Annotated in this window: 6 protein-coding genes; 1 reads left to right on the forward strand and 5 read right to left on the reverse strand. The window is 68.1% G+C overall.

Annotated features, from left to right (window positions below; translation table 11 throughout):
• Positions 1-1,316: DUF3426 domain-containing protein (locus VF536_RS08120; protein ID WP_331614318.1), on the forward strand; the 1,316-nt coding region annotated here is incomplete at its 5' end.
• Positions 1,317-1,388: 72 nt separating this feature from the next.
• Here the strand turns inward: VF536_RS08120 and VF536_RS08125 are convergent.
• The 5 genes from VF536_RS08125 to VF536_RS08145 form a co-directional block, all read right to left on the reverse strand.
• Positions 1,389-2,033 carry a histone gene (locus VF536_RS08125; RefSeq protein ID WP_331614319.1) on the reverse strand — a complete coding sequence of 215 codons (645 nt, stop codon included), beginning with the start codon at positions 2,031-2,033 and terminating at the stop codon, positions 1,389-1,391.
• 220 nt (positions 2,034-2,253) lie between these two features.
• Positions 2,254-3,438: a ribonucleotide-diphosphate reductase subunit beta gene (locus VF536_RS08130; protein WP_331614320.1), complete on the reverse strand. Its 1,185-nt coding sequence runs from the start codon at positions 3,436-3,438 to the stop codon at positions 2,254-2,256.
• 281 nt (positions 3,439-3,719) lie between these two features.
• Entirely contained in the window at positions 3,720-6,647 is a 2,928-nt protein-coding gene (locus VF536_RS08135) for a ribonucleoside-diphosphate reductase subunit alpha (protein WP_331614321.1), read from the reverse strand.
• A 774-nt stretch (positions 6,648-7,421) separates the two neighbouring features.
• Complete coding sequence (locus VF536_RS08140; RefSeq protein ID WP_331614322.1) at positions 7,422-9,107, reverse strand: sigma-54-dependent transcriptional regulator; 1,686 nt, start codon at positions 9,105-9,107, stop codon at positions 7,422-7,424.
• Positions 9,097-10,711, reverse strand: a 1,615-nt coding sequence (locus VF536_RS08145) for a sensor histidine kinase (RefSeq protein WP_331614323.1), incomplete at its 5' end; no start/stop codon positions are given. The genes VF536_RS08140 and VF536_RS08145, both read right to left, overlap by 11 nt.

Raw genomic sequence — 10,711 nt, forward strand, 5'->3', positions numbered from 1 at the left:
CGCCCGCCCACGCCTCGCATCCCGGCGACTTCGCACCGAGCCGGCCCGCACCCTTGCCGCCGCCGCCTGCGCCGGTCTTCGCCCCCGCGCCGGCCTTCGCGCCGGAACCACCGACGCACCACCAGGCACCGCGCGACAGCGGCTGGATGGCGGCCGACGATGAGTCGCTGAATCCCTTCGCCCCGCCGCGTCGCGTGCCCGACAGCGCACCGACGGACGACGTCGTCGATGCGCGCTTCCAAGCCTCGGCATCGCGCTTCGACGAACCGTCGTTCGAGGAACGCCGCGAGCCCTTCCTCGACGCGCCGGCGGCGCCCGACCCGCGCGAGCACCTGCCCGAACCCAAGGGCATGCGCTTCGAAGAGGACGAGCTGCCGCCGCCGATGATCGACGACGACGAGCGGCCGGACGTGACGCTCGCACTCAGCCCCGCCACCGCCGCGCAACTGCGCGCGAACGAGCTGTCGCCGGGCGTGGAACCGTCGCTCGAGCCGAGCTCCTCGATGATGGCGGCGGAGGAGGACACGATCGCCGACGCGAAGCGCGCCGCGAAGTCCGCCAAGATCGCGGCGAGGAAGGCGGCAAAGGAAGCCGCCAAGGAAGCGGCAAGGCAGACGCCGAAGAAACCCGCCAAGCCGCGTCGCTCTTGGTCGCTGTTCAAACGCCGCCGCGAGCGCGCGCCGACGGAGAGCCCCGAGACGACGATGACGGTGCTGGCCGCCGAGTCCGAGTTGATGGCCGCCCGTGCGGCGATGGCCGACGCGGCCTCCGCGCAAGGCTCCCCGAGCGTGATGCCGGATCAGCTGCCGAGCTTCATGCGCCAGGCCGAATCGGCACGCCGCTGGGGTCGTCCCGGCGTGCGCCTCGCCCTGGGCGCCGCGACCACGGTGCTGGCGCTGGGGCTGATGGGTCAGCTGCTGTGGCACGCACGCGAAGCGATCGCCGCGCAGTACCCGGAGGCGAAGCCGATGCTCGTCTCCGTCGCGCAGGCGATGGGTCAGGAGATCAAGCCCTGGCAGCACATCGAGGCGCTCAGCGTGGAGAGCAGCAGTCTCAATCCCGCCGGCGCCGGCAACCACTACCGCTTCAGCATCAGCCTGCGCAATCGCAGCAACTGGGAAGTCGCGCAGCCGTGGGTGGACCTGAGCCTGACCGACGCGAGCGGTGTGCTCGTCGTGCGTCGCATGCTGTCGCCGACGGACATGCAGGCCGGTCGCACGGCATTGCCCGCGGGGACCGATCAGCAGCTGCAGGTGGTCTTCGACAGCGGCACGCAGAAGATCAGCGGCTACTCGGTCGAGCTGTTCTACCCGTAGCCCAAAAGAAAAAACCCGGCCTTGGCCGGGTTTGGAGAGGACCGGACCCGAAGGCCCGGTCATCGTTCAAGCTCAGGGCTTGTTGCCAGTCGGGAAGGGCCACGCGGCTTGGGGGCTCAGCGCGGTCTTCGCGGCCGGTGCCGGAGCAGCGGCAGGCTTGGCGGCAGGGGCAGCGGCAGGCTTGGCGGCAGCCTTCTTCGGCGCAGCAGCCTTCTTGGCGGCCGGCTTCGCAGCGGGCTTGGCAGCAGGCTTCGCAGCGGCAGCAGCCTTGGGGGCAGCCTTCTTCGGAGCAGCGGCCTTCTTCGCCGGCGCAGCAGCCTTCTTGGCGGCAGGCTTCGCAGCGGGCTTCGCAGCCTTGGCGGTGGCCTTGACCGGCGGCTTCTTGGCGGCGGAGACCTTCTTGGCCGGTGCAGCCTTCTTGGCGGCAGCCACCTTCTTCGCCGGTGCAGCCTTCTTCACTGCAACCTTCTTCGCCGGCGCTGCCTTCTTCGCAGCAGCAGCCTTCTTCGGAGCCGCGGCCTTCTTCGCCGGCGCTGCCTTCTTCGCAGCGACCTTCTTCGCCGGCGCAGCAGCCTTCTTGGCCGGAGCGGCCTTCTTGGCGGCCGGAGCCTTCTTCGCCGGGGCTGCCTTCTTCGCGGCCGGAGCCTTCTTCGCAGCAGCCTTCTTCGCGGCCGGAGCCGCCTTCTTGGCCGGAGCGGCCTTCTTCGCAGTTGCCATTTCAGTTCTCCTTGATCAAGTGGAAATAGCCCTGCCCGTCATCAACCGGTTGATGCCGGTGCAGGTATTCACCGCCCACGACGCGCGGGAGTTGCGCTCCGCGGTGCGGTGAATCGGGGTGCGATGCGCTTGAGCCGCTTCTGCGTCGGTCTCAGGGTGCATCGCCAATCTTGATCTCTTCTTCAACAAACAATGCTCGAGGGTCGCTCCGCACCGGGACTCAGTCCCAGGACAGGGCGCCGCCCGATTGGTATTCGATCACTCTCGTCTCGAAGAAGTTGCGTTCCTTCTTCAGGTCGATCATTTCGCTCATCCACGGGAACGGGTTCTCTTCGTTCGGGAAGAGCGGTTCCAGGCCGATCTGCGTCGCACGGCGGTTCGCGATGTAGCGCAGGTAGCCCTTGAACATGGCCGCGTTCAGACCCAGCACGCCGCGCGGCATGGTGTCCTCGGCGTAGCGGTACTCGAGCTCCACGGCCTTCTGGAACAGCGCCTTGATCTCCGCGCGGAATTCAGGCGTCCACAGGTGCGGGTTCTCGAGCTTGATCTGGTTGATCAGGTCGATGCCGAAGTTGCAGTGCATCGACTCGTCGCGCAGGATGTACTGGTACTGCTCGGCCGCGCCGGTCATCTTGTTCTGGCGACCCAGCGCCAGGATCTGCGTGAAGCCGACGTAGAAGAACAGGCCTTCCATCAGGCAGGCGAAGACGATCAGCGACTTCAGCAGCGTCTGGTCGTTCTCGGGCGTGCCGGTGACGAAGTTCGGATCCATGATCGCGTCGATGAACGGGATCAGGAATTCGTCCTTGTCGCGGATCGACTTCACCTCGTGATAGGCGTTGAAGATCTCGCTCTCGTCCAGGCCCAGCGACTCGACGATGTACTGGTAGGCGTGCGTGTGGATCGCTTCCTCGAAGGCCTGGCGCAGCAGGAACTGGCGGGCCTCGGGCGCCGTGATGTGGCGGTAGGTGCCCAGCACGATGTTGTTGGCGGCCAGCGAATCGGCGGTGACGAAGAAGCCGAGATTGCGCTTGATCAGGCGGCGCTCGTCGTCGGTCAGACCGTTCGGGTCCTTCCACAACGCGATGTCGCGCGACATGTTCACTTCCTGCGGCATCCAGTGGTTGGCGCAGGTGGCGAGGTACTTCTCCCACGCCCACTTGTACTTGAACGGCACCAGCTGGTTGACGTCGGTCTGGCCGTTGATGATGCGCTTGTCGGCGACGTTGACGCGACGCTCGACGGCATCGGCGACGGGAGCCGCGGAGGACGACGCAGAAGAGGACACCGAGCCAGCCGCGGCGGTGGCGGCATCACGCGCGACGGCGGGCGTCGCTGCGTTGATCGATGCGCCCGACTGCGGCGCGTTGCTCGAGGATTTACGGTCTTCTTCCCAAACCAGCATGGTGGTCTTCCTATGGTCGCGGATTATCGGAGTGTTGTGTTCAAACACAAAGGACTTCTTGACTTTGACGCCGCTTCGCTGTTGCTGGTCCGCATCGCATTTGCTGCGTGGGACCGTGTGCTGCGCGCCTCTTGATGAGCGCGGCGGGGCGTCGTTTCAAGCGTTCATCGATCGCTTGCAAGCGTCGCGGAGAAAACCGCCGATCGCCGCAAACATCGATGAACACTCGCATCGCGAGCGTCGGAGGTGTCGGCGCTGGACGCCGACACCTCCTGTTTCGATTACTGGCAGGCCTCGCAACCGGGGTCGTCGATCGCGCAGAACGTGACGTCGGTGGCCGGTGTCGCATTGCCGAGATCCGGTGCCGTCGATGCAGCGATCGGAGCGACGGAAATCGGCGCGACCGCGGTCGGCGCAGCGCTCAGACCACCACCACCGCTGCTCACCGAATTGAGCTGACCGGCGTTCTGCACCGTGCTCTTCTCGGCGTGCGTCGCACCCATCGTGCGGAGGTAGTAGGTGGTCTTCAGACCGCGCTGCCACGCCAGCTTGTAGGTGTCGTCCAGGCGCTTGCCCGACGCGCCGGCCATGTAGATGTTCAGGCTCTGCGCCTGGTCGATCCACTTCTGACGGCGCGCAGCGGCTTCCACCAGCCACACGGTGTCGACTTCGAACGCGGTCGCGTAGAGCTGCTTCAGTTCCTCAGGCACGCGGTCGATGCGGCGCAGCGAACCGTCGAAGTGCTTGAGGTCCATCACCATCACGTCGTCCCACAGGCCCAGCTTCTTGAGGTCGCGGACCAGGTGTTCGTTGACGACGGTGAACTCGCCCGACAGGTTGGACTTCACCGACAGGTTGCCGAAGCAGGGCTCGATCGACGCGTCGACGCCGATGATGTTGGAGATCGTCGCCGTCGGCGCGATCGCCACGCAGTTGCTGTTGCGCATGCCGTCGCGGGCGATCTTGGCGCGCAGCGCGTCCCAGTCCAGCGTCGACGAACGGTCCACGTCGACGTAGCCGCCGCGGGCTTCGGCCAGCAGGTCCAGCGAGTCGATCGGCAGGATGCCGCGGTCCCACAGCGAGCCGCGATAGCTGCTGTAGCGGCCACGCTCGGCGGCCAGCTCGGTCGAGGCCCAGTAGGCGTGGTAGCAGACGGCTTCCATCGAACGGTCGGCGAACTCGACGGCGGCGTCGGAGGCGTAGGGCACGCGCAGCTGATACAGCGCGTCCTGGAAGCCCATGATGCCCAGGCCCACCGGACGGTGGCGCAGGTTCGAGTCGCGTGCCTTCTTGACCGCGTAATAGTTGATGTCGATGACGTTGTCGAGCATGCGCATCGCCGTCGACACCGTCCGCTTCAGCTTCTCCTGGTCGATCTGGCCGTCCTTGACGTGCTGCGACAGGTTGACCGAGCCCAGGTTGCAGACCGCGATCTCGTTGTCGTTGGTGTTCAGCGTGATCTCGGTGCACAGGTTGGACGAGTGCACCACGCCCACGTGCTGCTGCGGGCTGCGGATGTTGCAGGCGTCCTTGAAGGTGATCCAGGGATGGCCGGTCTCGAACAGCATCGTCAGCATCTTGCGCCACAGGTCGCGGGCCGGCATGCGCTTGTAGAGCTTGAGCTCGCCACGGTCGACCTTGGCTTCGTACGCCTCATAAGCGGTCTGGAAGGCCTTGCCGAACAGGTCGTGCAGGTCCGGGCAGGTCGACGGGCTGAACAGCGTCCAGTCGCCGCCTTCGATGACGCGCTTCATGAACAGGTCGGGAATCCAGTTCGCCGTGTTCATGTCGTGGGTACGGCGGCGGTCGTCGCCGGTGTTCTTGCGCAGCTCGAGGAATTCCTCGATGTCCAGATGCCAGGTCTCCAGGTACGCGCAGACGGCGCCCTTGCGCTTGCCGCCCTGGTTCACGGCGACGGCCGTGTCGTTGACCACCTTCAGGAACGGAACGACGCCTTGCGACTTGCCGTTCGTGCCCTTGATGTGCGAACCCAGCGCGCGGACCGGGGTCCAGTCGTTGCCCAGGCCGCCGGCGAACTTCGACAGCAGCGCGTTTTCCTTCAGCGCCTCATAGATGCCGTCCAGGTCGTCGGCCACCGTCGTCAGGTAGCAGCTCGACAGCTGCGAGCGGCGCGTGCCGGCGTTGAACAGCGTCGGCGTGGAGCTCATGAAGTCGAAGGTCGACAGGACTTCGTAGAACTCGATGGCGCGCGCTTCGCGGTCGATCTCGCCCAGCGCGAGGCCCATCGCGACGCGCATGAAGAAGGCCTGCGGCAGTTCGATGCGGGTGCCGTCGACGTGCAGGAAGTAGCGGTCGAACAGCGTCTGCAGGCCCAGGTAGTCGAACTGCAGGTCGCGTTCGGCCTTCAGCGCGGCGCCCAGCTTGACCAGGTCGTACTGCTGCAGCTTCTCGTCCAGCAGTTCGGCCTGCACGCCCTTCTTGATGAAACCGGGGAAGTAGTCGGCGTACTTGGTGGCCATCTCGGCCTGCGTCGCTTCCTCGCCCAGGATCTCCTTGCGGATCGTGTGCATCAGCAGACGGGCCGTGGCGCGCGTGTAGCCGGGATCCTTCTCGATCAGCGTGCGGGCGGCCAGGATGGCGGCCTTGTAGACCTCGTCGATCGGCACGCCGTCGTACAGGTTGCGCTTGGTCTCGGCCAGGATCGGGTCCGGCTTGACGTCGGCGCCCAGGTTCTCGCAGCTCGACGCGATCAGCGCGGCCAGCTTGTTCAGGTCGAGCGGGACGCGCACGCCGTTCTCGGTCACCGAGATGCCGGACTCCAGCACGGCAGCCTGCTGCTGCTCACCCTGGCGGGCACGCTCCTGCGTGCGGCGCTCGCGGTACAGCACGTAGGCGCGCGCCACTTCATGGTGGCCGCCGCGCATCAGCGCCAGCTCGACGTGGTCCTGCACGTCCTCGATGTGGAAGGTGCCGCCGGCCGGGCGCGAACGCAGCAGGCCGCGGGTCACGGAGTCGGTCAGCGCGTCGACGGTCTCGCGCACGCTCGCGGAGGCGGCGCCGCTGGTGCCGTGCACCGCGAGGAACGCCTTCATCATCGCCACCGCCACTTTGCTCGGCTCGAAATGCACCACCGCGCCGTTGCGGCGGATGATCTGATGCTGCGGGAAGCTGGCCGAAGCGGCGGCGGACTCGCGGGGAGCCTGCGCCAGGCCCGTTTCAGCGGTCGGTGTGGCGGCGACTGTCTGCATGGGTTCCTCGTTCTGGTCTGGAAACAAAAAAAGCTGCGCCCGGCCCGGCTTTTCCGAAGGGCCAAACGATCAGGGGGTCAGGTGGTGTTCGCGATGCTGAAGATGCGCCTGGACTTGATGATTCCGCGCCGCCGGCTGGGGGGCCGGCACTGCGGACAAGACTTCTGATGGAGCATTCATCGCCGTGTTTGCGAAGTCAGCAGGATAGCATGCAAAACACTATATCTAGTGGTCACTGGACCTTCAAGGAACTAGCGGTAGCGTCCTCCCCGCTTGACGTCCGATACCCGCTGGGCTAGCCGGAAGACCTGACCCCGCACATCCCCGATGGATTCGCGCATCGTGTCCGGAGCGCCAGGATCCACGCGGGCTGGCGGACCGAATGCGCTGCGAACGCCCATGGTTGCTGCGCTTGCGACGATGGCAATCCGATGACGACTTCGCAGGGTGTCCCCAGGGGGTAGGACAAGTCCGGATGAGGACCTTCCCCTAGCCGCCACCGGCGGTGGGGTCATGGTCGCAATGCGCGCATTTCAAGGTCGGAGGGCGCACGTTCAGGACTGCCCGATTGCGGGGGAAGGGTCGAAGTGCTGCGGCGCTCTGACTCCCTCTCCCGCTTGCGGGAGAGGGTGGGGTGAGGGCCAGCGGCGGGGGCATGCGGGGAGGCCAAGCGCGGGCTCTCCACGATGCATGAGGGCTCCCTCCAGGACCCTCAAGCATCATTCCGGCCCCACCAGCACTCGCTGCCCGAGGGCCTTGGGAATTCGATTGAGGTCAGGCCTCGTCGCCGCCGATGGAGATCGCCAGGCGGGCCATGCGGTAACGCATCTGGCGCAGCGACAGACCCAGGCTGGCGCCGGCCGCCGTGCGGTTGTTGCGATGCCGTTCGAGGGCACGCAGCAGGATCTGCTTCTCGACCTCGTCCAGGTAGACGGCCAGGTCGGAGGGCAGCGGCGCGCCGTGGCCAGCCTCGGCGGGCAGCGCGGCGGCCAGCGACGCATCGGTCCCGCCGAAGGCGGTGTCGGTCGGCGCGTCGTCCAGGCCCAGGACGCTGTCGGGCAGCCCGAGGTCGGCCAGGTCGATCCCGTCGCCGCTGGACAGCGCCAGCGCCCGATGCAGCAGGTTCTCGAGCTCGCGCACGTTGCCGGGGAAGCTGTAGCGCGACAAGGTCGCCAGGGCGGCAGACGTCAGCGCGGGCACCGGCTCCACGCCGGCGTCGGCGGCGATGCGCAGCAGGATCCGGGCACTGATGGGCGCCAGGTCCTCCATGCGCTCACGCAGCGGCGGCACGCGGATCTGGATGACGTTGAGCCGGTAATACAAGTCCTGCCGGAAACGGCCGCCGGCGACCTCCGCCGTCAGGTCCTTGTGCGTGGCGCTGAGCAGGCGCACGTTGACGGGGATCTCCGACACCGCGCCGACCGGGCGCACCGAGCGCTCCTGCAGCGCGCGCAGCAGCTTGGACTGCATCGCGATCGGCAGGTCGCCGATCTCGTCGAGGAACAGGGTGCCGCCCTGCGCGGCCTGGAAGAAGCCCTCGCGATCCTCGCTCGCGCCGGTGAACGCGCCCTTGCGATAACCGAAGAATTCGGCCTCCAGCAGCTGCTCCGGGATCGCGCCGCAGTTCACCGCGATGAACGGGTGCGGGCGACGCGCGCTGACATCGTGGATCGCGCGCGCGACCAGTTCCTTGCCGGTGCCGGACTCGCCGTTGATCAGCACCGGCGCCATGCTGCGCGCGACCTTCTCGATCAGTTCGCGCACCTGACGCATCGGGGCCGAATCGCCGACCAGCCGCGCCAGCGCCGACGTGGAACCGGTCAGCGGCGGCGCCGGGCGGGGCGCCTTGCGCCGTTCCGGCGTGCCGGGCCTGGGCGCATCCGCCGGGGGCAGCATGTCGAAAGTCGCCGGCGCGGTCGGCGCGAACCCGTCGTCTCCCGCTTCGGCGGCCAAGCCGCGCGTCTGTGCGGCGGGCGACCCGCTCATCGCCACACCCGTCGATGAACCCATCGCCACACTCGTCATCGTCCCCGGCGCCGCGGCCGGCGGGGCTGAGGAGAACGGCTTCGGCACCGGACCTTCGGCCTTGGACGCGCGTCCCAGCGCCGACGCGACCACCATGCGGAACTGGCGCAGGTCGACCGGCTTGGTCAGGTAGTCGTACGCGCCCGCCTTGAGGGCCTCGACGGCGTTCTCGGCCGAGCCGTAGGCCGTGATCACCAGCGCGCGCTCGCTGCGCCCCTGCTGCTCGAGCCAGCGCAGGATGTCCAGCCCGCTGCCGTCGGGCAGCCGCATGTCGGTGATCACCGCGTCGTAGCGGCGCGCGCCGAGCAACTCCAGCGCGTCCTCGACGGTGCCGGCGCTGTCCAGCGTGAAGCCTTCGCGCAGCAGCGTCATCTCGTAGAGGGTGCGCAGGTCGGGCTCGTCGTCGATGACCAGCAGGCGGGGATCAGCGCTCATGGAGTTCGGTATCGGGGAAATAGGAGTCGGGTCCCGCGGACGGGATCGAGGCCAGCAGGCCGGCCGGCGTCACCGGTCGCGGCAGCAGCACGCGGAATTCGTTGGCTTCGGCGTCCGGCGCGGCGCCGGCAGGGGCGGGATGGCGGTGGTAACTGATCCGGGCGCCGTAGCGTTCGCAAAGTTCGCGGCAAATGTACAGGCCGAGACCCGACCCGCGACTGCGCGTCGAGAAGAAGGGTTCGAACAGATGCCGCTCGACCTCGGGCGGGATCGCCTCGGCGCGACTGAACACCGACAGACGCACCCACTCGTCCGACTCGGCCAGCTGCACGCGCAAGGCGCCGGGCCCGGGCCGCGCGTGCCGCAGGCCGTTGTCCAGCAGGTTGATCAGCACGCGGCGCAGATGCTCGGGCTCGAAGCTCACCAGCAATCCGTCGCGCCAGACCTCGATGCGCAGCGGGCTCGCGTCGCCCTCGGGCAGACGCTGCGTCGTGGCCCAGTCGGCGCAGTACTCGCGCACCAGCGGCGCGATCGCGAGCGTCAGCGACACGGGCGCAATGCCCGGCGCGACCTCCATCACGTCGTCGACCAGGCGCTTGAGCCGCTCGACGTTGGACGTCACCATCCGCGTCAAGGGCTCCAGCCGCGGGTCGTCCGCGAGGTCCTCGGCCATCAGTGCGTTCGCCTGCGCGATCGCCGTGAGCGGATTGCGGATCTCGTGCGCGATGCCGGCCGAGACACGCCCCATCGCCGCCAGCTTCTCCTGGCGGTTGCGCGCCTCGAGCATCCGGTTGTCCTCGAGGAACAGCACGCAGAGGTCGTCGCCGTCCACCGGCCGCTGCGTGAAACGCATGCGCACGCGCAGCGAGCGCTGCTTGCCGCGGCCGAAGTCCAGCAGCAGGTCCCGGCCCGGTTCGGGCCACTGCTCGCCCCCGAATGCTTTCTCGATCGCGCGCAGCAAGGGTTTCCAGGCCGGCGTCGTGTCGAGCCGGAACGCACCCGAGCGCAGCGAGGCGCCCTCGGCCAGCAGCGCGCGCGCCGCCGGATTGGCGGTGCGCACCAGGCCGCGGCGGTCCGCGACGAGGACGCCCTCCTCCATCTCCTCGATGACCAGGCGGTTCAGGTCGGCCTGCTGGCGGGCGTACTCGAGGCTGCCACGCGCGGCGCGCTCCTCGCGCGCCAGCCGGGAGGCGATCTCGTTGGACAGCAGCGTGACGACGAACAGGCCGCAACCCAGCAGGCCGGCCTGGCTGATGCGCAACGCGCCGTCGCGCTCGCTCAGCACGGCCCAGCCGGACAGGGTCAGCAGCACCAGGCTCGGCAGCGCCGCGCAGCCCAGCGCCCGCAGGCGCGGCAGCAAGGCGCCGGCCATCAACGCGGGCATGAAGAACAAGGCGCCGTAAGGCCCGCCCGGGTCCTGCAGCTGCAGCGCCGTGAACAGGATCAGGTCGGCACCGATGCTGACCATGAACTGGCGCGCGCTCAGACCGGCGCGGTCCTTGGACGGGGCCTCGCCGCCGCCGAACCAGCGCGGCAGCAGCCATGCGAGCACCGTCTGCACGCCATAGACGAGCGCCAGCAGCGCGACCCAGCCCGTCGGCCGC

The organism is Roseateles sp. (genome assembly GCF_036486225.1).
Taxonomy (GTDB): Bacteria; Pseudomonadota; Gammaproteobacteria; order Burkholderiales; family Burkholderiaceae_C; genus Roseateles.

Bases quoted from the DNA above. Each gene is read 5' to 3' on its own strand.
- VF536_RS08130 (WP_331614320.1), bottom strand. From the start codon at position 3,438: ATGCTGGTTTGGGAAGAAGACCGTAAATCCTCGAGCAACGCGCCGCAG.
- VF536_RS08140 (WP_331614322.1), bottom strand. From the start codon at position 9,107: ATGAGCGCTGATCCCCGCCTGCTGGTCATCGACGACGAGCCCGACCTG.
- VF536_RS08125 (WP_331614319.1), bottom strand. From the start codon at position 2,033: ATGGCAACTGCGAAGAAGGCCGCTCCGGCCAAGAAGGCGGCTCCGGCC.
- VF536_RS08135 (WP_331614321.1), bottom strand. From the start codon at position 6,647: ATGCAGACAGTCGCCGCCACACCGACCGCTGAAACGGGCCTGGCGCAG.